The following is a 17,901-nucleotide window of genomic DNA, read 5'->3' as shown; positions in this document are numbered from 1 at the left end:
GCATTTTGCCGGGTGGCGCTGCGCTTACCCGGCCTACATCAGGCGTTACCCGTAGGTTCGGCGATAGAGTTCAGTGAGCGCCTGCGCGTCCGGCGCACGTGGGTTGGTCGGAGTGCAGCTGTCGCGCAACGCCTGACCAACCATTTCCGGCAATCGGCGCTCAAAATCGGTGGCATCGACGGCGGTATCACGAATGCCCGCAGGCATCTGCATCTCTTCTTTCAGTGTTTCAATGGCTACCAGCAGGCTGGCAACGCCTTCGCGGGCGCTGCTTGCCGGCAGATCCAATAAATGCGCCAGCCGGGCATATTTATGGGCGGCGGCGGTATCGCACTGGCCGTCAAAATCGGCGTTCCATGCCACGACCTGCGCCATCAACAGGGCGTTAGCGCGGCCATGAGGCACGCGGAACACGCCGCCCAGCGCGTGCGCCAGGCTGTGGGTGATACCGAGCGAGGCGTTGGTAAACGCCATACCTGCCATACAGGAGGCGTTGTGCATCTTCTCCCGCGCCTGCAAATCCTGGCCGTTGCGCCAGCAGGTGGGCAGATAGCGGAAGACCTGCTGCACCACTTTTTCGGCCAGCGCGTCGGAAAAGTCGCTGGCGGCAGTGGAGACGTAGGCCTCCAGCGCGTGGCACAGCACGTCCATTCCGGTGTCGGCGGTAATCGCCGGCGGCACGGAGGCCACCAGCGTTGGGTCAAGAATGGCGATATCCGGCAGCAGCGACGGGTCGACCAGCACCAGCTTCTCAGCGTTAGCTTTCACCACCGAAAAGCTGGTGACTTCCGAACCGGTGCCGCTGGTGGTGGGGATGGCCACGAAGCAAGGGCGCGCGCGTCCTGCGTCCGGGCGGGTTTGCGCCAGGGCGAAAATAACCGCTTTGGCGGCGTCAATCACCGAGCCACCGCCGAGTGCGATGACCAGGTCCGGATAGCGGCTGTCCATCAGCTTCATGCCGCGTACCACGGTGGCGATGTCCGGGTCAGCCACCACGTCGTCCCAGATCTGGAATGCAATGCCGCGATCGCGCAGGATATTGGTCACTCGTGAGGCTAGGCCGAACTTGACCATCGCCTGATCGGTGACCAGCAGTACGCTGTGGGCGGACACGTCGGTCAGGGCCGACAGCGCGTCCTGACCAAAGCAAATCCGGGGTTTCAGCAAAAATTCACTCATTGGGTTATTTACTCCTTAGGCGTCCCGAAAGACGTTCTCGACAATGGCAACCACCGACATCGCCTTGTAACGGTCCTTGTTGAGCGCGAAGTACTCTTCTGCCAGCACGATGTCGTGCATGCCTGCGCCGACGCTATCGACGGCAACCCAGGTTCGGTTCTTCATGGGCTGCTGGTCGTCATCCAGCTGTGTGATCATCAGCAGATTGCTGCCGCGCAGCTCATCGCATTTCTGCGTGGCGACGACATGTCCGGTTACCTTTGCGAGAATCATCGTTTTAATCGCCTTATATCAATGCGTTACTTGCCTAAGCGCTCAAGCACCTGACGGATAACGCGCTCCACGTTCTGCTCGCTGATTTCACCTTCAACCTCTGCCGTGGCGGCCGCCGCGAAACGGTTGTCGTCGTGAGCGCTGATGGTGCTGGCTGGGGCAGGGGAGGTGAAGCGCGCGTCGTCAACGATGCTGCGGCGCGGGTCAACCGGCTGGCTGGTGATCGTCGGCTGCGGTTCCACGCGGCTGCTCGGTGCGCGCAGTTCGTCGATAGAGCGCACGCCGTAGCCTACTTTGCGGATATTGAGCAGGTTCATTGGACCGACGTTATCGGAGCTGGAGCCGCCGCCTACCGCGCCGCAGCCTAAGGTCAGCGCCGGGGTGATGTTGGTGGTCGCGCCGATGCCGCCGAGGGCCGCGGGCGTGTTGATCAGAATGCGGTTAACCGGTTTTTCGAGGCAGAACTGGCGGATAACGTCCTGGTTGCGGGTGTGGATCACCAGCGTATGGCCAAGGCCTTCGTTGGTCAGTAGCTCCACCACGCGGTGGCAGGCAGCTTTCCAGTCCTCTTCCACGTACAGGCCGAGTACCGGGCACAGTTTTTCACGTGAATACGGGTTTTTGTGGGAGACGGTAGTCTGGGCGGCAATTAGCACGCGGGTGCTGGCCGGTACGCAGAAGCCCGCCATCTGGCTTAAATAGAGCGCCGTTTTGCCCACCACTTTCGGGTTGATGGTGCCATTCGGACGCAGCAGCAGGGCTGCCATTTTCGCCGCTTCGCCTTCGTTCATAAAGTACGCGCCCTGGGCTTCCAGCTCGCGATGCACCTCGTCGTAAATGCAGCGTTCGACGATGATCGACTGCTCAGACGCGCAGATAACGCCGTTATCAAAGGTTTTGCTGGTGATGATATCTTTCACCGCGTGCGGGATGTCGGCGCTGCGTTCGATAAACGCCGGACCGTTGCCCGGGCCGCCGCTGATGGTTGGCGTACCAGAAGCGTATGCCGCGCGTACCATGCCTTCGCCGCCGGTCGCCAGGATCAGCGATACATCTTTGCTGTGCATCAGTTCAGAGGTGGCTTCCAGCGTCAGCTCGGTCACGCCGTCAACGATACCGGCCGGTGCGCCCGCCGCTTCTGCCGCGCGTTTCACAATCTCAATCGCTTTCCAGCTGCACTGGCGTGCGCCCGGATGCGGGGAGAAGATAATTGCGTTACCGGCCTTCAGGGCAATCAGCGTTTTGTAGATGACCGTTGAAGTCGGGTTGGTTGAGGGGACCAGCGCGCAGATAACGCCCAGCGGCACGCCCACGTCCATCACTTTCTTTTGTTGATCGTCATGAATGATGCCGACGGTCTTCATATCTTTGATGGCGTCGTAAACGCGCAGCGAGGCAAAACGGTTCTTCAGGACTTTATCCTGCCAGTTGCCGAAGCCGGTTTCTTCCGCGGCCATTTTCGCCAGCGCTTCGGCGTGATGCGCCGCTTCCTGGGCCACGTTTTTCACGATGGCGTCGATTTGCTGCTGCGAAAAGGTGGCCATGACCGCTTGCGCTTTTTTGGCGTTGCGCACCAGTTCTCGCGCGTTCTGGCGAGAGAGCAAATCGGTATCCAGTTCAATCATGAGTCTATCCTTCATCAAACGAAAAGAGTGCAGACGGGGCGTGCCCGGTCAGGTCATGCTTTATGCTGCGATGCGATTTTTTCGATGTCGTTATGCGGGCGTGCAATAACGCGGGAAGTGACGACTTCACCGATGCGTTTTGCCGCTTCCACGCCGGAGTCCACCGCCGCGTTGACCGCGCCGACGTCACCTTTGACCATCGCGGTGACGAGGCCTGAGCCGACGTTTTCGTAGCCGATAAGCTCGACGTTGGCGGCTTTGCACATGGCGTCTGCGGCTTCGATACAGGCCACCAGACCTTTGGTTTCAATCAGACCAAGCGCTTCTTTCATCATTTTCTCTCCGGTTATTCGCTAATTTTGTAGTGCGAGACAATCTTGTTGATGTCGTTATGCGGGCGTGCGATAACCAGCGAGGTCACCACTTCACCAATGCGCTGTGCCGACTCCACGCCGGAATCTACCGCCGCTTTCACCGCGCCGACGTCGCCTTTCACCATCGCGGTGACGAGGCCGGAGCCGACGTTTTCATAGCCGATAAGTTCGACGTTGGCGGCTTTACACATCGCATCTGCCGCTTCGATACAGGCCACCAGACCTTTGGTTTCAATCAGACCTAATGCATCACCCATTTGCGTTCTCCTGGCCTTAAGCCTTGTGTTTAATGACGATTTTGTTGATGTCGTTATGCGGACGCGCAATCACCAGCGACGTCACCACTTCCCCAATGCGCTGCGCCGACTCCACGCCGGAATCCACCGCCGCTTTCACCGCGCCGACGTCGCCTTTCACCATCGCGGTGACGAGGCCGGAACCGACGTTCTCGTAGCCAATCAGTTCAACGTTGGCGGCTTTACACATCGCATCCGCGGCTTCAATGCAGGCCACCAGACCTTTGGTTTCAATAAGCCCTAATGCATCACCCATTGCTTCACTCCTCAAAACAGGTTGTGTGATTTCAGGAAAACCGTCCGTGTCACGGCGTTAACCCACGGCAGCGGCGTTCGGGGTTCACTATAGGGATTGGCCTTTTGAGTGGAATTTAAATCTGAGTGGAAGTCTTATTTAGATAAATACTCTGCTATTTAGCCTTTTATGACCGGTTATTTATCTCTTTATGCTGCGGGGAGGGGCGGGATTTTGACGGGTATAAGGCGATTTTTTCCGTGCGCGCGGCGTTCGCTGGAAATGTTATGAAGTTGCTAAATTTATACAAAAGTCGGGTAACATGGCGTAGGGGCAACTGTGGTGGGGTTCAAATTCTGGCGGTGAAGCTAAACGCAAAAGATGCGGTCTTTTATAAGGGATAAGCGGTGGGGAAAAGTGCATGCGCGATGGATCACAGTTTGCCATCGATACAAAGGGGCGCACGCCCCCGAACAGCGTCAATCTATCAGAGGATCTTATGCTGAGTGGACTTAACCATTTGACCCTGGCGGTCAGCGACCTGACGTCAAGCGTCGACTTTTATCATCAACGATTGGGAATGCGCCTGCGCGCCCGTTGGGACGGTGGGGCATATTTGTCGTGTGGAGAGCTGTGGCTTTGCCTGTCGCTGGATGCGCAGCGCCACAAAATAGTACCCGAGGAGAGCGACTATACGCACTATGCCTTTAGCGTGGCGGAAGCTGATTTTGCATCGATGACCGAGCGGTTGGCGCAGGCCGGAGTGGTGGTGTGGAAGGATAACCGCAGCGAGGGGGCGTCGTACTATTTTCTCGACCCGGACGGGCACAAGCTGGAGCTACACGTTGGCAGCCTCGCGCAGCGGCTGGCCGCCTGCCGGGAACGTCCCTATCAAGGCATGGTTTTTTATGAGGACGGCGACGTTTAATTCAGCGCGCTGCCGGATTTCAGCGTGCAAATCCACAGCGGTGAGTTGATGGAACTCAGCAGAATGGCTTTATCGTTGAGCTTCTGGGCGTTGAGAAACAGCCCGTCGTGGCTGTCGGACATCTCGCGCATAAAGTAGGCGAAAATCACGTCCGGGGATTCATCGATAGACGAGGCGCTGGACTCCCACTGGTTGATGCGATAGTGACGTTCCGTCGCGGAAATGCGTTTGCTGCTGTAGCTGAATTTGACGTAGCGTTGCAGATAGAGCCAACCAGCGGCCGAATCGGTATAACCCTCGACCACCATTGAGCCTTTGCCGTGGCCGCCAAAGTTAAAGTGAATGTTACCGTTCACGTTCTCTTTATCCATATTTTCAAAACGCATGATCCCTTTGGTGGAGCAGCTCATTACGCCAGCGTTTTCATCGGGCAGCAGACGCCAGGCGCTAAACCCGGCGACCACGATAAACACGAGCAGAGAAAGGGCAAAGAACGTACGCGGCGCGAGTTTCATCATGGTTTCCATGAATAGTAAAAGTAGTTGTCACAGTAGCTAAACGGATTGTCTTCATGCATCGCGCAGTGGGCGAGGAACACGCGCCCCAGGCCGTTGGTCTCCAGTCTGTCGCCGTAGAAGAAGAGAAAACGCTCGCCGGGTTTGCACTCGACCTTCAGCCGCTGACGTACTTCATCGAAATTTTTCACGTAGGCATCTGCGCTGACCGAGCGCAGCATTTCATCGCTGGCGAGCAATTCACACTGGCTATGGGTGATTTGGCTCAGTGAGATGGGGTGCGACTCTCGCATACCCACCAGACTCAGGATAAGCAGCAACAGCGCAATGGTCAGCAGGCAGGCACCTGCGATATACCAGCAGGCACCGCGCGCATGCGCCGTAGCGGGAGGGGTTTCCTGTGGTGTCTCAGGCGCGGCTTCAGGGATGATGAGCGGCGGTTCCTGCGTTAGTACGGGCGGCGAAGGTTCATCCAGCGCTTCAATCACCACATCTGGGTTGAGCTGCAAGTAGCCGCGCGACACCGTGACGATAATGTTATCGACGCCGTAGTGGCGGAAGGTTTTGCGCAGCATGCTCAGGTACTGATTCAGGTTGCTGTTTGACGAGGTTAATCCGTTGTCATCCCAGACTTTTTTCAGCACCTCTTCCCGGCTGACGATACCGGTGTGACGCAAAAAGAAAAACAGCAGGGCGCTGGCGGTGATCGACAGCTGGCTGTCCGGCTCAGCGCTTTGCGGCAGCGTTATCGTGCCATCCGTTGCATCATAAATAAAACGGGCATTGATGTTGTAGCGCATCGCGGCCTCAGCCTTGTGCTTCACGCGGGAAGCGTCATCTTATTAAGAGATTCGACCAACGTTCGTCGGTGTTCGGCGCACATGGTGATCCCTTCCGTAAGTTCAGATAACCAGATGCCGTCTGCCGTATAGCGCACCAGCGTACCGGTGGGGCTATTGTCCAGCGCATCGCCGTGCGCCAGGTGTTCCAGCATCCAGTCACGCCAGCATTTTCGTAGCACCGGTTCATCCGGCATGGCCAGCGACAGCACCATCAACTGGCGACTTTCATGCGTGTCCGTCAGGTCAGCAAGGTAGTTCAGATAGGCGCGAGTAAAGCGGCCATAGCTGACGCCATCCTGCTGCATCAATGCGACGATCGCTTCTTCCATAATCGCCAGCAGGCGGGTAAACAGCGCGTAAATCAGCGCCTGCTTATTGGGAAAGTGATGAATCAAGCCACCTTTACTGACCCCTGCTTCGCGGGCGACAGCGTTCAGCGACAGGGCCGCGATGCCGTCCCGTCCAGCAATCATCGCCGCTGACTCCAGCAGCAGCTGATATAAACGGACCGGATCTTTTTTGCGGTGTTGGGTTTCCATATTCATGGCCCGAATCATACCGACCAGACGGTATGTTCCTTTTTGACAGCGATCAAAGCGAGGGGGATGTCCGCATAGAGATTATGGGTAATGCGTGAGAGGTCACAATTTGTTGTAGAAATCAGGCGGTTTCAGTCATACCAGCGCTTTAAAATAATGATGCACTTGCGCACAGTGCATTGGTGCGTTATTGTTTTGATAAGGTAGTTAGGGAGGTGCAATGGAATGCCGAGTATGCTTGTAAACATTGGAAGCTTTCGAGATGACTGGCTTGCGGATTTTTTTAAACATGCAACACCACATAAAAAAATCCCCTCAGACATACATGCATCTCTGGCCAGGAAGCTAGATATCATTAATGCAGCGGTAACTTACCAAGACTTGAAGTCACCGCCCGGTAACCGTTATGAGGAACTTGAGGGAAAACTCAAAGATTATTCTTCAATAAGGGTTAACAAGCAGTACCGATTAATTTTCCAGTGGGCAAATGGTAAAGCGCACGATCTTTATTTAGATCCACATGAATACTAATCAACAGAACTAATCGGCTTAGCCATTTTTATTGCCGCTAAGCCGTCGACCATCATGGAGTAAATTATGAATCAAGCAACCAGAAAGCCGACTACGGTAGGGGACATCCTTCTGTTTGAATACCTGGAGCCGCTTGACCTTAAAATCAACGATCTGGCGGAAATGCTGCAGGTACACCGCAACACGGTCAGCGCGCTAGTGAACAATAATCGTAAGCTGACTATTGATATGGCGTTTCGCCTGGCTAAAGCGTTTGATACCTCGGCTGCATTTTGGATTAATTTACAGGCAGCTGTCGATGTATGGGAAACCGAAAACGACGCTCGTCTTCAGGTTGAACTCAATAAAATTATTACGGCAGAAGATTTCCTGGCCGCACGCGCGAAAGCGAATGAGAAAGCAGCGTAAAACCGAGCTTAAACTCTCTTTTGCTAATGATAAAGGCCGCCGGAATATCTCCCCGCGGCCTTTTTTGTTTTCACTACCGTGGCTTACTTCTGCACCGCGCTTTTAGCTTTCGCTTTCGCGTTATTACAGGCCGTCTGGTTTTTCGCACAGGCGTCTTTTGCTGCTTTCGCTTCTTTCTGCGCGTTAGCTTTTGCCGTGCTCTTCGCCTGAGCGCACTGGGTTGGGTTGTTCTGACAGGCGGTTTTTGCGTTCGCTACTGCCTGGCCGTTGGCCGCATTCGCCGCACCCATTGCCAGCAGTGCGCAGGCGCCTAACATCATCGCGATTTTTTTCATGTTGCTTACTCCGCCGCTGCCTGAGCCAGATCGTTTTGGACCTGCTTACGCTGGTCAGCGGTCAGCACCTGGCTTAAGTCAAAGTAGTATTTCACTTTGTAGTAGCGAACCTGCTGGTCCACTTTACTGAACGCCGCCAGCTGTTGTTTCACACCCGCTTCATTCCATTTGCCGGACTGGATCATGTCGATGATCATGCCGTCTTTGACATCTTTCATTGAGATGGCCTGGACGTTTTTCTCCAGCTGCTGGTGCAGCGTTTTGATTTTGGAAACCTGAGCATCGGTCAGCTTCAGGTGCTGAACGATTGGGTCCTGAGCTGGCGCAGGGGCGGCGGTGGTATCAGCAGCCTGAGCGGCAAAAGTCGCGCCAGCAAGCGTAGCGACCAGTAAAGCAGTGCGGGTAAATTTTTTCATTGTAGTCATCCATAAAGCATTCAAATTGACGCTGAAGGAAGCGTCAGGCAACGGAGGAAAATCCCCCTTATTTATGTCGGGGCAATGATAGGTTGCCAGTCACTCTGGATGCTCGCGGATTGTTGTGTCAGTTGGTAACGATGGGAAACAATGACTCCAGGAAATCATAACTGTTTACGTATTAAGACCTTCTTAATGTTACGGTTTTCTTTTCGACCATTTCAGCAGGAAATCCACGGCAATGGAAAGATGAAATTGTGCAAAGCATTTGCGATATCTGGCGTTGTTAATCAGATTTTACCTTTAGATAACAATTACTTTCGCCAAATGATATTTGGTTATAAAGCATAGCGAATCGTTATTTGTTCCGCCGATGGCGGTGTGGGAGCGTAAAAAGACAATACAAAAACAGGGGTATCCAGAAAGATTATGGCAAAGACAAAACAGACAGTTGCACAGCTCGCTCTTCTCACCGGTCTGGTGGCGACCGGCCTGACGACCTTCACCGCGCAGGCCGATCAGCTGGCGGATATTAAGGCCAAGGGCGTAGTCAAAGTGGCCACCTTTGATGCTAACCCGCCGTTTGGTTCTGTGGATGCGAAGACTCACGAACTGGTGGGCTACGACGTTGATTTCGCCAAAGCGCTGGCAAAATCGCTGGGCGTGAAGCTGGAGCTGGTGGCGACGAACCCGGCGAACCGTATCCCGCTGCTGCAATCCGGCAAGGCCGATCTGATTGTTGCTGATATCACCATTACCCCGGAGCGCGCGCAGGTTATCGATTTCTCCACCCCGTACTTCGTCACCGGTCAGCAGTTCCTGGTACCGGCGACCGGCGGCGATAAGCTCGACGACTACAGCAAAGCGCGCATCGGTGCTGTGAAGGGCACGACCGGCGAGCAAACGCTGCATCAGCGCTTCCCGCAGGCGCGCGTGCTCTCTTATGATGACATTCCGCTGGCTTTAACCGCGCTGCGTAACGGCAACGTGCAGGCGATTACCCAGGACAGCACCATTCTGGCGGGCCTGCTGGGCGAAGCGCCGGATAAAGCCAAATTTAAAATCCTGCCGGATCTGCTGAGCAAAGAAGAAATCGGCGTAGGCGTGAAAAAGGGTGAACCGGCACTGCTGAAAGCGGTGAACGATGAGCTGGTGGCGCTTGAGAAATCAGGCGATGCAGCGAAAATCTACGACACCTGGTTTGGCCCTTCCACCAAAGCGCCTCAGCCGCGTTCCTTCACCATAGAAGCAAAATAATATGTTGTCGGCTTTATTCTCTCATTCCGCGGCGAAGTCCGCGGATTTTTCACATCTGCGCAATGCCAGCGTGGCGTTCCGTCAGGCAGTCAAAGCGTACGGCAGTCATCGGGTGTTGAACGGCATCGATCTGACGATTAATCCCGGCGAAGTGGTGGCGATCCTCGGGCCTTCGGGCTCGGGGAAATCGACCCTGATCCGCCTGATAAACCAGCTTGAAAGCCTTAGCGGCGGTGAGATCCTGATTGACGACAAGCCGACCAGTCAGCTGAGCGGGCGGGCGTTGCGTCAGCTGCGCAGCCGAATTGGTTTCGTCTTTCAGCAGTTCAATCTTTATGCTCATCTCACGGCGGCGCAGAACATCATGCTGGCGCTGGAGTCGGTCCACGGCTGGAAGCGCAGCGATGCTGAGCAGCGCGCGCGGGAGCTACTGCAAAAAGTCGGGCTTGCGGAAAAGGCGGAGTCCATGCCTTCACAGCTTTCCGGCGGCCAGCAGCAGCGCGTGGCGATTGCTCGTGCACTGGCCTCTTCACCGCAAATCATCCTGTTTGATGAGCCCACCTCGGCGCTGGATCCGGAAATGATCGGCGAAGTGCTGCATGTCATGCAGTCTCTGGCCCACAGCGGGATCACCATGATTGTGGTGACCCACGAAATGCAGTTTGCCCGCGAAATTGCCGACAGAGTGGTGTTTATTGACGGCGGCGATGTGCTGGAGGTCGCGCCTCCTGCGGAGTTTTTTGCCCGTCCGCAGCATCCGCGCGCACGGCGTTTTCTGCAGAAGGTGCTGGACCCGCTGCACCAGGAGCAGACGGCGTGATGGTGAATTTCGACTGGCAGGGGGTACTGAGCGGGCAGCCTCTACAATGGCTTATCTCGGGCTTTCTCACCACGCTGTGGGTATCGCTTGCCGGGATTATGCTGGCAAGCGTACTGGCGGCGCTGTTTTTACTGCTGCGTCTCGCTGGTGGGCGGTTGGGGCAGGGTATCACCGCCTGCTGGGTGTCGCTGTTTCGCAATACGCCGCTGCTGGTACAGTTGCTGTTCTGGTATTTCGCGGCGTGGAACTTCCTGCCGCAGGGGCTGCGGAATTTTGTCAACGACCCGCACGACTGGTCGATTCTGCCCGGCAACGTCTGGTGGCTGACGCCGGAGTTTCTGTGCTCGGCGTGGGGTCTTGGCGTCTTTACCTCGGCGTTCTTGATTGAGGAAATAGCGGCTGGGCTGCAAAGCGTGCCGAACGGCCAGCGCGAAGCGGCGCTGGCGCAGGGGTTTTCGACCTATGGACTGCTGCGACATATTTTGCTGCCGCAAGGGCTGGCTAACGCCTGGCAGCCGGTGGTGGGGCAGTATCTGAATCTGATGAAGCTCTCGTCGCTGGCGAGCGGCATTGGTTTTGCTGAGTTGACCTATCAGGTGCGGCAAATCGAAAGCTACAACGCGCATGCGCTGGAGGCTTTCGCGGTGGGCACCGTCCTCTATCTGCTGACCGGCATGGCGCTGGGGCTGTTGTTGAGCCGTCTGGGACCTAAACCGGTGGGGCAGCCTAAGCGCGTGCGGAAGGCGGCGGCGAGCGTGGCGGGAGGTGCGGTGAATGAACGCTAATCTGGCGGTAATTTACGACAACCTCGACTATCTGCTGTGGGGACGGCTGGCCGATGGCGAGCCCGGTGGCGTAGCGCTGACGCTGATGATGGCGATAGGCGCCGGCGCGCTGGCGCTGCCGGGCGGCATTCTGCTGGCCTGCGCGGCGTGGCGATTCTCTGGTTTGACCCGGCGCTTGCTTTACCTGTGGGCGGAGGTAATACGCGGGATTCCGCTGATTTTCGTTATCTTCTGGCTGTGGTATCTGCTGCCAATGCTGACCGGGAGCGACCTGCCGGGTGCGGTGACGGTAACGCTGGCGCTGGCGTGGTTTACCGCAGCAATGGTGATGCACTCGGTGCTGGCGGGGCTGCGCGCGCTGCCTACCGGACAGTATGAGGCGGCGTTGACCCAGGGCTTTAGCGCCGGGCAGAGCCTGCGGCTGATTTTGCTGCCTCAAACCCTTCGCAACGTGCTGCCTTCGCTGGTGGGGATTTTTATCAGCCTGCTGAAGGACACCTCTCTGGCGTTTATCGTCAACGTGCCGGAATTAACCACGGTGGCGGGGCAGGTGAACAACCGCGTGCAGATCTACCCGACGGCGATCTTTGTCTTTATCGGCGTGGTCTATTATCTGCTGTGTTTTGGGCTGGAAAGGGTGGCAAAACGTTGGCAGCGGCGGGTGGCGGTGTAAAAAACAAACCCGGCGTCGCGATGCTCGGCCGGGCTAAGAATGACAGAGGGTGGTAGCCCGGCTGAGGCGTTTACGCTGACGCCGGGTTTAGACCATCACACGTTTTTACGTTCGATGGTTTGTTCGCCCCAGAAGAGCGCGTCTTTATCGGTTTTGCTGAAGGCCAGTTCGAGAACGGCATCGCTGCCTTCTTCCCAGATTTTCTCTGCCGTTTTTTCATCAAATTTGGCCAGCTCAAAAATCGCTTCGGCGATTTCAGGCGACGTGTTGCGCAGACTGGCCCATTCACCAATATGATGAGCCTTGCCTTCTTGTGTCGGCATATCGCTTCTCCCTTAAATCATTAGCCTTTCATTTTGACGGCCAGGCCTGCCACGTATTCACCCTGATAACGGGCGATGGACAGCTCTTCCTGGCTTGGCTGGCGTGAACCGTCTCCGCCAGCGATAGTGGTTGCGCCATATGGCGTGCCGCCGCGAACCTGAGAAACATCAAACAGTTCCTGAGCCGCGTAACCAATCGGCACAATCACCATACCGTGGTGGGCGAGGGTCGTCCACGTTGAAGTAATGGTCTGCTCCTGTCCGCCGCCGGTACCGGTTGAGCTAAAGACGCTGGCCAGTTTGCCGTACAGCGCGCCGGACGCCCACAGGCCGCCGGTCTGGTCGAGGAAGGTGCGCATTTGCCCGGCCATATTGCCGAAGCGGGTAGGCGTACCGAAGATAATGGCGTCGTAATCAGCCAGTTCTTGTGGGGTGGCGACGGGAACCGCCTGCGCTTTGCCGCCTGCTTTGGCAAAGGCTTCTGCCTGCATTGTTTCTGGTACGCGCTTGATGGTGACGTCAACGCCGTCGACCTTATTTGCGCCTTCGGCTACCGCTTTAGCCATCGTTTCGATGTGTCCGTACATAGAATAATAGAGCACCAGAACACTTGCATTTCCACTCATCTTAACTCTCCTGTGTCAAATTCGTCGGTTACCTAACAAGCATGTTTAAGCATAGTCGCAAATGACGGATTCGCTGCAACGATTCGGCAATTTATCCGCGCCTGGGTGGCATGATTTTTTGCCGCCGCTGTGCCTTTTGACGTAGGCTGACACACTTTTTTATGACCGTTTTTCCTCTACCATAAGAGCCGATTACGCATGGGGCGAGGTGTCGCCTTGAAAAAACGGGCGCTAGATATGACAAAATGTGACCAATCCGCCTGCGCTGCCGCTGCGACGGCTAACCTTATTACTACCCGCGCAATACGGCGGGTGAATGCGCTTTGAATTACGTAATGCACTATGTCGTTCTCTCAACCGGAGGTCAGTAATGGCAAACCATCGTGGCGGTTCCGGCAATTTTGCCGAAGACCGTGAAAGAGCATCAGAAGCAGGTCGTAAGGGCGGCCAACACAGCGGCGGGAACTTCAAGAACGATCCCCAACGCGCCTCGGAAGCGGGCAAAAAAGGCGGGAAAAACAGCCATGGTAGCCACCGCGGCAGCTAGCGGTGCGTGAATTGTCTGCCTCTCTCCTAACCGCCGGATAATCCGGCGGTTTCTTTTTATGGCCGTAACCCGCAAAATAGGTATTGATGCCGTAAATAACAAGGAGAGGGCGCATGGCTCAGGATGCAGTAAAAAAAGGTGGCAAACGTTCGCAGGCTGTCAGTGCGAAGAAACAGGCTATCCTTACCGCCGCGCTGAATACCTTTTCACAATACGGGATCCACGGCACGCGCCTTGAACAAGTGGCGGAGCTGGCCGGGGTATCGAAAACCAATCTGCTTTACTACTTCCCGTCAAAAGAGGCGCTTTACGTGGCCGTGATGCAGCAGATCCTCGATATCTGGCTGGCGCCGCTGAAGGCATTTCGGGAAGATCTGGCGCCGCTGGTGGCGATTAAAGAGTACATCCGTCTCAAGCTTGAGGTCTCGCGTGACTACCCGCAGGCCTCGAAGCTGTTCTGTCTGGAGATGCTGCAGGGCGCGCCGCTGGTGATGGATGAGCTGACTGGCGATCTGAAAGCGCTGGTGGTGGAGAAGTCGGCCATCATTGCCGTGTGGGTGAGTGCGGGCAAGCTCGCGCCTATCGACCCGCACCATCTGATCTTTATGATCTGGGCGACGACCCAGCATTACGCTGATTTTGCCACCCAGGTGGAGGCGGTGACCGGGAAAACCCTGCGCGACGAAACCTTCTTTCAGCAGACCGTCGACAACGTCCAGCGCATCATCATCGACGGTATCCGCGTCCGTTAGCTGGCGGGCGGCAGAGGGCAGCTCAAGTCGCCCTCTTCACACTGTAACAGCGAGGAGAGAAACGCTTCGCGCTCGTTAGTTTTGTCGGTCAGGCACTGGCTGTTCACCATCGGCTGCGCGCTGCCGCCATGGCTACTGGAGCTGATAAACGCGCAGTCCGCATCGCGCAGCGCAATCCACGCTGACTGCGCTTTCTTCAGTAAATCTCGCTGCGCGGGCTCTGCGCGCTTCAGCACGTCCTGCCAGGTTTGGTTGAGCTTTTTATCTGCCGCCTGATACTGCGCAGCGGAGCAGGTGTTTAAATCAGCCTGCGTAGTGGCATCGGCACACTCGTCCGCCAGGGCATAACCGCTGCTCAGCAGCAGGGCAAGGGCGGGTAAGAGACGTTTCATCGGTTGACTCTCCAGATTATTCATACGGCGCTTAGGCTCAGGATATAGCACGATTTTACCTCTGAATCTCCTCCAACCACCGCTCGTTTTTCTGAATTTGAAAGGTGACGCAACGATCGACTGGACGTCTTTGGTGTAGAAGGTTGATGATCGCGCACTTGCACGGAGAGAGGGAAGGGAAATGACAGTGATGTCCGGCACCAACGTTCAGCCTCGGTTAACGCTTTTTACGCTGGCGTGGCCAATTTTTGTGGAGCAACTGCTGCGGCTGATGCTGGGGTACGTTAGCGTTTTCATGCTGGGACACTATTCCGATGAGGCCGTTGCTGCCACCGGGGTCGCTAACCAGATTCTGGCCATTTCCGTTATCTTCTACGGCTTTTTGACCGTTGGCGTGCAGATTGTGGTCGCGCAGCTGATTGGTGCGCAGCGGTTTAAGCGCGTGGAGCGGGTGATCACCAACGGGCTGGTAGTGGCTTTTCTTATCGGCGTGGCGATGAGCCTTATCTTTATTCTTTTCGGCGATGCGTTTTTGCGCATGCTGGGGCTAAGCGAGGCGCTGGTGGTGGTCGGTTCGCCGTTTATTCGCATCATCGGCGGCATTTCGGTGGTTATCGCCCTCTATTCGTCTATTCTGCCCATTCTGCGTACCCACGGCTACGTTCGTCAGGCGATGCTGGTACCTGTCACGGTCAGCGTGATCAACGTGGTGTTCAACTACCTGTTTCTCTACGGCAAGCTGAGTTTTCTCGACCTCGGGGTGACCGGCGTGGGTATTGCGGTATGTATCGCCAACGTTATTGGTATGCTGATGTTGGCGTGGATGCTGAAAAAGTACATTGGCTACGTGTTCCGCTGGCAGAAGCTGAAGCAGTGCTCGCGCAAAATGCTGGGAGCCATTTTACGCTACGGGCTGCCGTCGGCGGGGGAGAACCTCTCTTACGCGGGCTCGCAGCTGGTGGTGACGGCGATTATCGCTTTTCTCGGCACCGAAGCGCTAACTACCAAGGTTTACGCTTCAACGATCAGCCAGTTTGTCGCGCTGTTTGCCATATCTATCGGCCAGGCCTCACAGATTATCATTGGCCGTGCGGTGGGCGCGCGTGAAATTGATGCGGCGTACCGCCAGGGGATTAAAAGCTGGCGGTTGGGTCTGGCGGTGGCCTTGTCTATCAGCGTGGTTATTTACCTGCTCGCCGAGCCGATTATGCAGCTCTTTACCCCGAATCAGGAAATCATCGCCCTGACTAAGAAACTGTTTATGCTGTCGATTTTGCTCGAACTGGGACGCGCGACCAATATCATCGTCATCAGCAGTCTGAACGCGACCGGCGACGTTCGCTTTCCGTTTATCTGCGGGATTATCGTGATGTGGATTGTCAGCCTGCCGTTTTCCTACCTGTTGGGTATTTCGTTCGGGCTGGGGCTGGTTGGGGTCTGGATGGCGTACATTATTGATGAAGGGCTGCGGGCGATGCTGATGTACCGGCGATGGCGTAGCCGGGTGTGGACGACGAAATCTGTCTTCTAGCTAGTGAATTTCCCGGGCGAGCGCATGCGATCCCGGACGGTTCCCAAATTAAAAAACCGGCAATCGCTCTGAGGGAACCTCATATTTCTGGCATAACGAAATAAACGATTTGATCTTTGTCACTTTGTTATTATTCCACTAAGAGTACTTTAAAACTGTAATTGTTTCTTGTATGTATTTTTTATATTTATCATTAACAAATAATAGAAGCATTGAATGAATAATGAATGGGAAGAGATACTAGCGAAAGCTGGCATGAAAAAAAAGGATGCCGCTATCCTGATTAAGTTGGCAAAATTGAAAAAAATCAGTTTAAGCCGGGCGTTTTTTCTCTATGCCTGGAAATATTACGCCTGGAGTATGGCTTTACTATCAGCTGTAATTTTTTCGTCTCTTTCTGAAGGGATAGAGTATTTAATAGCAAACATTCTTTTCTGTATTGCTGTTGCTTTTGCTTCGCTCTTCTTCACGCCGTTTGTCATAAATTTGATTTGGAGCATTAAAATCCAATATAAATTGCTCGGAAAATAATAGGAGATTATTTTGAGTAGCTATGGATTAATGAACTTGCAACGTGAAAAAGAAAAAATTGACCAGCTTGTCTATGATATAGGTTTTCAATATCTTCACGATCCGGATATACGTTCAAAATATATGAACGAGGAACGTAGAGTCACATCAGCTTGCCTTGATGAATATCGGTATGGGAAATTAGATTTTGGCAGGGCGATGGATAAATTGCGTGAATATCATATGTCGTTAACTCAACATTATATGAACTTAAGAATGGAGAGTATTAAATTATATGCAATAGTTGAGCGTGAAAGAGTAAAACATTCTATTCTAACAATATCATTAAAACGAGTTGGCTTCGTTAGTGGGGCAATGCAAGCCATCGGCGGCTTTGGTTTATGTAAAGCAAGCCTTGGCGCTGCCTGTAAAAGTTATGGGATACCTTTAATGATGCAGGGAAGTGAGAATGTTTGGGAAAATGGTTATTATTTATTATATCATGAGGATCCTAAGAAAATGCCTTTGAGGTATGCCTATCGTCAGGCTGTTAAACTTTTAGGTGGTGATGAAAAGGGTGGGGATATTGTTTTTTCAACGGGAGATCTTGTTCTTTCATTTGGTTCAGCCTCAACGCTTACGTTGAAAACCGATTCGTGGAAATTATTCCGCTATATACAGGAAGATTATATTCGCAGTTGGAGAACCCTGGGTGCCGTTGGGAGCGCTAATGAGTTAACCGGTGATGCCGCTAGTGGATTCACAATTTATCAACTTCTTGGTGGAGAAAGTACTAATTGGTCTGATTTGAGAGAATAAGGATATGCTCTTCAAAAAATATGATCAGAATAATAAGGATTTAATTGATGGTATTAGACTTGCGGGGTTAAGTGAATATAGAGCGCAAAAGCTTATTCGTTTTGCTAATGAAAATAAGATAAGCTTGCAAAAGGCTTATTTATTAACAGATGCAAGAGTCATTAAGGTTGATGTTATTCTGTTTTTTATTATGTCATTTTTTATATTTTCAATTGCACAGAAAGATCTTAGTGAGTTATGGGCGTTTTTTTTAATATTCGGGTTGTCGTTTTTTGTTATCGAGTTAACCTGTCGGCTGCATAGAAATTACTTTAAGATTTGGATGGTTTATATCAAGTTACGAGGGATTTAAATGAGAATAAATGAACGA

Annotated in this window: 27 protein-coding genes; 13 read left to right on the top strand and 14 right to left on the bottom strand. The window is 54.2% G+C overall.

The annotated features are described in order from the left end of the window. Nucleotides 1–45: 45 nt before the first annotated feature. From MY052_RS15185 to MY052_RS15160, 6 genes are read right to left on the bottom strand one after another with little or no spacing between them, the layout of a single operon-like run. Nucleotides 46–1,179 carry a 1-propanol dehydrogenase PduQ gene (locus MY052_RS15185; protein WP_248537319.1) on the bottom strand — a complete coding sequence of 378 codons (1,134 nt, stop codon included), beginning with the start codon at nucleotides 1,177–1,179 and terminating at the stop codon, nucleotides 46–48. Between the two features lie 15 nt (nucleotides 1,180–1,194). After that, the gene (locus tag MY052_RS15180; protein ID WP_035894783.1) at nucleotides 1,195–1,452 is read right to left on the bottom strand and encodes a EutN/CcmL family microcompartment protein; all 258 of its coding nucleotides are present in this window, start codon (nucleotides 1,450–1,452) and stop codon (nucleotides 1,195–1,197) included. 26 nt (nucleotides 1,453–1,478) lie between these two features. After that, nucleotides 1,479–3,077 carry an acetaldehyde dehydrogenase (acetylating) gene (locus tag MY052_RS15175; protein WP_202216045.1) on the bottom strand — a complete coding sequence of 533 codons (1,599 nt, stop codon included), beginning with the start codon at nucleotides 3,075–3,077 and terminating at the stop codon, nucleotides 1,479–1,481. A gap of 53 nt (nucleotides 3,078–3,130) precedes the next feature. Continuing rightward, nucleotides 3,131–3,409: a BMC domain-containing protein gene (locus MY052_RS15170; RefSeq protein ID WP_015585230.1), complete on the bottom strand. Its 279-nt coding sequence runs from the start codon at nucleotides 3,407–3,409 to the stop codon at nucleotides 3,131–3,133. Nucleotides 3,410–3,423: 14 nt separating this feature from the next. Next, nucleotides 3,424–3,708: a BMC domain-containing protein gene (locus MY052_RS15165; RefSeq protein WP_115074640.1), complete on the bottom strand. Its 285-nt coding sequence runs from the start codon at nucleotides 3,706–3,708 to the stop codon at nucleotides 3,424–3,426. A 16-nt stretch (nucleotides 3,709–3,724) separates the two neighbouring features. Then, on the bottom strand, nucleotides 3,725–4,003 hold the full coding sequence (locus MY052_RS15160) for a BMC domain-containing protein (RefSeq protein ID WP_001540796.1): 279 nt from the start codon (nucleotides 4,001–4,003) through the stop codon (nucleotides 3,725–3,727). Nucleotides 4,004–4,481: 478 nt separating this feature from the next. Here MY052_RS15160 and MY052_RS15155 point away from each other — a divergent pair, with 478 nt between their 5' ends. Continuing rightward, nucleotides 4,482–4,910, top strand: a complete 429-nt coding sequence (locus MY052_RS15155) for a FosA family fosfomycin resistance glutathione transferase (RefSeq protein WP_248538951.1) — start codon at nucleotides 4,482–4,484, stop codon at nucleotides 4,908–4,910. On the opposite strand, the gene MY052_RS15150 is transcribed toward MY052_RS15155, so the two are convergent. From MY052_RS15150 to MY052_RS15140, 3 genes are read right to left on the bottom strand one after another with little or no spacing between them, the layout of a single operon-like run. Next, a complete protein-coding gene (locus MY052_RS15150; RefSeq protein WP_035894785.1) occupies nucleotides 4,907–5,425 on the bottom strand; it encodes a FidL-like protein in 519 nt (172 codons plus the stop codon). The two genes, MY052_RS15155 and MY052_RS15150, sit on opposite strands and share 4 nt — an antisense overlap. Then, a complete protein-coding gene (locus MY052_RS15145) occupies nucleotides 5,425–6,225 on the bottom strand; it encodes a winged helix-turn-helix domain-containing protein (protein ID WP_248538950.1) in 801 nt (266 codons plus the stop codon). Before MY052_RS15145 ends, MY052_RS15150 begins: the two co-directional genes overlap by 1 nt. Before the next feature lie 20 nt (nucleotides 6,226–6,245). Beyond that, nucleotides 6,246–6,824 carry a TetR/AcrR family transcriptional regulator gene (locus MY052_RS15140; RefSeq protein ID WP_035894787.1) on the bottom strand — a complete coding sequence of 193 codons (579 nt, stop codon included), beginning with the start codon at nucleotides 6,822–6,824 and terminating at the stop codon, nucleotides 6,246–6,248. A 216-nt stretch (nucleotides 6,825–7,040) separates the two neighbouring features. Between MY052_RS15140 and MY052_RS15135 the strand changes: the two genes are divergently transcribed. Together MY052_RS15135 and MY052_RS15130 are read left to right on the top strand one after the other, a co-directional pair. Then, nucleotides 7,041–7,337 (top strand): type II toxin-antitoxin system RelE/ParE family toxin, encoded by a 297-nt coding sequence (locus MY052_RS15135; RefSeq protein ID WP_167540417.1) that lies wholly within the window; start codon nucleotides 7,041–7,043, stop codon nucleotides 7,335–7,337. 66 nt (nucleotides 7,338–7,403) lie between these two features. Continuing rightward, nucleotides 7,404–7,745, top strand: a complete 342-nt coding sequence (locus MY052_RS15130) for a HigA family addiction module antitoxin (RefSeq protein WP_123651216.1) — start codon at nucleotides 7,404–7,406, stop codon at nucleotides 7,743–7,745. 83 nt (nucleotides 7,746–7,828) lie between these two features. Here MY052_RS15130 and MY052_RS15125 read toward each other — a convergent pair whose 3' ends face one another. Together MY052_RS15125 and MY052_RS15120 are read right to left on the bottom strand one after the other, a co-directional pair. Next, entirely contained in the window at nucleotides 7,829–8,080 is a 252-nt protein-coding gene (locus tag MY052_RS15125; RefSeq protein WP_123651217.1) for a late histone H1, read from the bottom strand. 5 nt (nucleotides 8,081–8,085) lie between these two features. Further along, the gene (locus MY052_RS15120; RefSeq protein WP_035894792.1) at nucleotides 8,086–8,496 is read right to left on the bottom strand and encodes a Spy/CpxP family protein refolding chaperone; all 411 of its coding nucleotides are present in this window, start codon (nucleotides 8,494–8,496) and stop codon (nucleotides 8,086–8,088) included. A gap of 429 nt (nucleotides 8,497–8,925) precedes the next feature. Between MY052_RS15120 and MY052_RS15115 the strand changes: the two genes are divergently transcribed. Genes MY052_RS15115 through MY052_RS15100 form a run of 4 tightly spaced genes read left to right on the top strand, consistent with a single transcriptional unit; the run spans nucleotide 8,926 to nucleotide 12,031 of the window. After that, nucleotides 8,926–9,753 (top strand): ABC transporter substrate-binding protein, encoded by an 828-nt coding sequence (locus MY052_RS15115; protein ID WP_227675098.1) that lies wholly within the window; start codon nucleotides 8,926–8,928, stop codon nucleotides 9,751–9,753. 1 nt (nucleotide 9,754) lies between these two features. After that, on the top strand, nucleotides 9,755–10,573 hold the full coding sequence (locus tag MY052_RS15110; RefSeq protein ID WP_202216042.1) for an amino acid ABC transporter ATP-binding protein: 819 nt from the start codon (nucleotides 9,755–9,757) through the stop codon (nucleotides 10,571–10,573). Next, nucleotides 10,573–11,358, top strand: a complete 786-nt coding sequence (locus tag MY052_RS15105; RefSeq protein WP_115074642.1) for an amino acid ABC transporter permease — start codon at nucleotides 10,573–10,575, stop codon at nucleotides 11,356–11,358. Before MY052_RS15110 ends, MY052_RS15105 begins: the two co-directional genes overlap by 1 nt. Continuing rightward, entirely contained in the window at nucleotides 11,348–12,031 is a 684-nt protein-coding gene (locus MY052_RS15100; protein ID WP_035896670.1) for an amino acid ABC transporter permease, read from the top strand. The genes MY052_RS15105 and MY052_RS15100 overlap by 11 nt, the downstream gene beginning before the upstream one ends. Nucleotides 12,032–12,126: 95 nt before the next feature. Here the strand turns inward: MY052_RS15100 and MY052_RS15095 are convergent, their stop codons facing one another. Both MY052_RS15095 and wrbA read right to left on the bottom strand, forming a co-directional pair. Next, nucleotides 12,127–12,354 carry a YccJ family protein gene (locus tag MY052_RS15095; protein ID WP_035896671.1) on the bottom strand — a complete coding sequence of 76 codons (228 nt, stop codon included), beginning with the start codon at nucleotides 12,352–12,354 and terminating at the stop codon, nucleotides 12,127–12,129. A 20-nt stretch (nucleotides 12,355–12,374) separates the two neighbouring features. Then, complete coding sequence (wrbA, locus tag MY052_RS15090; protein WP_035896674.1) at nucleotides 12,375–12,980, bottom strand: NAD(P)H:quinone oxidoreductase; 606 nt, start codon at nucleotides 12,978–12,980, stop codon at nucleotides 12,375–12,377. A gap of 370 nt (nucleotides 12,981–13,350) precedes the next feature. Between wrbA and MY052_RS15085 the strand changes: the two genes are divergently transcribed. Continuing rightward, nucleotides 13,351–13,527: a con-10 family general stress protein gene (locus tag MY052_RS15085; protein ID WP_035896676.1), complete on the top strand. Its 177-nt coding sequence runs from the start codon at nucleotides 13,351–13,353 to the stop codon at nucleotides 13,525–13,527. 113 nt (nucleotides 13,528–13,640) lie between these two features. Beyond that, nucleotides 13,641–14,279, top strand: a complete 639-nt coding sequence (gene rutR, locus MY052_RS15080) for an HTH-type transcriptional regulator RutR (protein ID WP_248537318.1) — start codon at nucleotides 13,641–13,643, stop codon at nucleotides 14,277–14,279. On the opposite strand, the gene MY052_RS15075 is transcribed toward rutR, so the two are convergent. Continuing rightward, the gene (locus tag MY052_RS15075) at nucleotides 14,276–14,671 is read right to left on the bottom strand and encodes a lysozyme inhibitor LprI family protein (protein WP_035896680.1); all 396 of its coding nucleotides are present in this window, start codon (nucleotides 14,669–14,671) and stop codon (nucleotides 14,276–14,278) included. The two genes, rutR and MY052_RS15075, sit on opposite strands and share 4 nt — an antisense overlap. 181 nt (nucleotides 14,672–14,852) lie before the next feature. On the opposite strand from MY052_RS15075, the gene MY052_RS15070 reads away from it, so the two are divergent. From MY052_RS15070 to MY052_RS15055, 4 genes are all read left to right on the top strand, one after another. Continuing rightward, nucleotides 14,853–16,202: an MATE family efflux transporter gene (locus MY052_RS15070; protein ID WP_248537317.1), complete on the top strand. Its 1,350-nt coding sequence runs from the start codon at nucleotides 14,853–14,855 to the stop codon at nucleotides 16,200–16,202. A gap of 216 nt (nucleotides 16,203–16,418) precedes the next feature. Next, nucleotides 16,419–16,733: a hypothetical protein gene (locus MY052_RS15065; RefSeq protein ID WP_202216040.1), complete on the top strand. Its 315-nt coding sequence runs from the start codon at nucleotides 16,419–16,421 to the stop codon at nucleotides 16,731–16,733. Nucleotides 16,734–16,745: 12 nt separating this feature from the next. Then, nucleotides 16,746–17,531, top strand: a complete 786-nt coding sequence (locus tag MY052_RS15060) for a DUF4225 domain-containing protein (RefSeq protein WP_248537316.1) — start codon at nucleotides 16,746–16,748, stop codon at nucleotides 17,529–17,531. A gap of 4 nt (nucleotides 17,532–17,535) precedes the next feature. Further along, nucleotides 17,536–17,883, top strand: a complete 348-nt coding sequence (locus MY052_RS15055) for a hypothetical protein (RefSeq protein ID WP_248537315.1) — start codon at nucleotides 17,536–17,538, stop codon at nucleotides 17,881–17,883. Nucleotides 17,884–17,901: the final 18 nt, after the last annotated feature.

This window comes from Kluyvera ascorbata, from assembly GCF_023195735.1.
GTDB classification, from domain to species: domain Bacteria; phylum Pseudomonadota; class Gammaproteobacteria; order Enterobacterales; family Enterobacteriaceae; genus Kluyvera; species Kluyvera ascorbata.
This window is presented reverse-complemented; position numbering and strand designations above follow the sequence as displayed.

What these genes read in the sequence shown, in the direction of transcription:
- MY052_RS15185 (WP_248537319.1), bottom strand. Translation starts at nt 1,179, where the DNA reads ATGAGTGAATTTTTGCTGAAACCCCGGATTTGCTTTGGTCAGGACGCG.
- MY052_RS15180 (WP_035894783.1), bottom strand. Translation starts at nt 1,452, where the DNA reads ATGATTCTCGCAAAGGTAACCGGACATGTCGTCGCCACGCAGAAATGC.
- MY052_RS15175 (WP_202216045.1), bottom strand. Translation starts at nt 3,077, where the DNA reads ATGATTGAACTGGATACCGATTTGCTCTCTCGCCAGAACGCGCGAGAA.
- MY052_RS15170 (WP_015585230.1), bottom strand. Translation starts at nt 3,409, where the DNA reads ATGAAAGAAGCGCTTGGTCTGATTGAAACCAAAGGTCTGGTGGCCTGT.
- MY052_RS15165 (WP_115074640.1), bottom strand. Translation starts at nt 3,708, where the DNA reads ATGGGTGATGCATTAGGTCTGATTGAAACCAAAGGTCTGGTGGCCTGT.
- MY052_RS15160 (WP_001540796.1), bottom strand. Translation starts at nt 4,003, where the DNA reads ATGGGTGATGCATTAGGGCTTATTGAAACCAAAGGTCTGGTGGCCTGC.
- MY052_RS15155 (WP_248538951.1), top strand. Translation starts at nt 4,482, where the DNA reads ATGCTGAGTGGACTTAACCATTTGACCCTGGCGGTCAGCGACCTGACG.
- MY052_RS15150 (WP_035894785.1), bottom strand. Translation starts at nt 5,425, where the DNA reads ATGAAACTCGCGCCGCGTACGTTCTTTGCCCTTTCTCTGCTCGTGTTT.
- MY052_RS15145 (WP_248538950.1), bottom strand. Translation starts at nt 6,225, where the DNA reads ATGCGCTACAACATCAATGCCCGTTTTATTTATGATGCAACGGATGGC.
- MY052_RS15140 (WP_035894787.1), bottom strand. Translation starts at nt 6,824, where the DNA reads ATGATTCGGGCCATGAATATGGAAACCCAACACCGCAAAAAAGATCCG.
- MY052_RS15135 (WP_167540417.1), top strand. Translation starts at nt 7,041, where the DNA reads ATGCTTGTAAACATTGGAAGCTTTCGAGATGACTGGCTTGCGGATTTT.
- MY052_RS15130 (WP_123651216.1), top strand. Translation starts at nt 7,404, where the DNA reads ATGAATCAAGCAACCAGAAAGCCGACTACGGTAGGGGACATCCTTCTG.
- MY052_RS15125 (WP_123651217.1), bottom strand. Translation starts at nt 8,080, where the DNA reads ATGAAAAAAATCGCGATGATGTTAGGCGCCTGCGCACTGCTGGCAATG.
- MY052_RS15120 (WP_035894792.1), bottom strand. Translation starts at nt 8,496, where the DNA reads ATGAAAAAATTTACCCGCACTGCTTTACTGGTCGCTACGCTTGCTGGC.
- MY052_RS15115 (WP_227675098.1), top strand. Translation starts at nt 8,926, where the DNA reads ATGGCAAAGACAAAACAGACAGTTGCACAGCTCGCTCTTCTCACCGGT.
- MY052_RS15110 (WP_202216042.1), top strand. Translation starts at nt 9,755, where the DNA reads ATGTTGTCGGCTTTATTCTCTCATTCCGCGGCGAAGTCCGCGGATTTT.
- MY052_RS15105 (WP_115074642.1), top strand. Translation starts at nt 10,573, where the DNA reads ATGGTGAATTTCGACTGGCAGGGGGTACTGAGCGGGCAGCCTCTACAA.
- MY052_RS15100 (WP_035896670.1), top strand. Translation starts at nt 11,348, where the DNA reads ATGAACGCTAATCTGGCGGTAATTTACGACAACCTCGACTATCTGCTG.
- MY052_RS15095 (WP_035896671.1), bottom strand. Translation starts at nt 12,354, where the DNA reads ATGCCGACACAAGAAGGCAAGGCTCATCATATTGGTGAATGGGCCAGT.
- wrbA (WP_035896674.1), bottom strand. Translation starts at nt 12,980, where the DNA reads ATGAGTGGAAATGCAAGTGTTCTGGTGCTCTATTATTCTATGTACGGA.
- MY052_RS15085 (WP_035896676.1), top strand. Translation starts at nt 13,351, where the DNA reads ATGGCAAACCATCGTGGCGGTTCCGGCAATTTTGCCGAAGACCGTGAA.
- rutR (WP_248537318.1), top strand. Translation starts at nt 13,641, where the DNA reads ATGGCTCAGGATGCAGTAAAAAAAGGTGGCAAACGTTCGCAGGCTGTC.
- MY052_RS15075 (WP_035896680.1), bottom strand. Translation starts at nt 14,671, where the DNA reads ATGAAACGTCTCTTACCCGCCCTTGCCCTGCTGCTGAGCAGCGGTTAT.
- MY052_RS15070 (WP_248537317.1), top strand. Translation starts at nt 14,853, where the DNA reads ATGACAGTGATGTCCGGCACCAACGTTCAGCCTCGGTTAACGCTTTTT.
- MY052_RS15065 (WP_202216040.1), top strand. Translation starts at nt 16,419, where the DNA reads ATGAATAATGAATGGGAAGAGATACTAGCGAAAGCTGGCATGAAAAAA.
- MY052_RS15055 (WP_248537315.1), top strand. Translation starts at nt 17,536, where the DNA reads ATGCTCTTCAAAAAATATGATCAGAATAATAAGGATTTAATTGATGGT.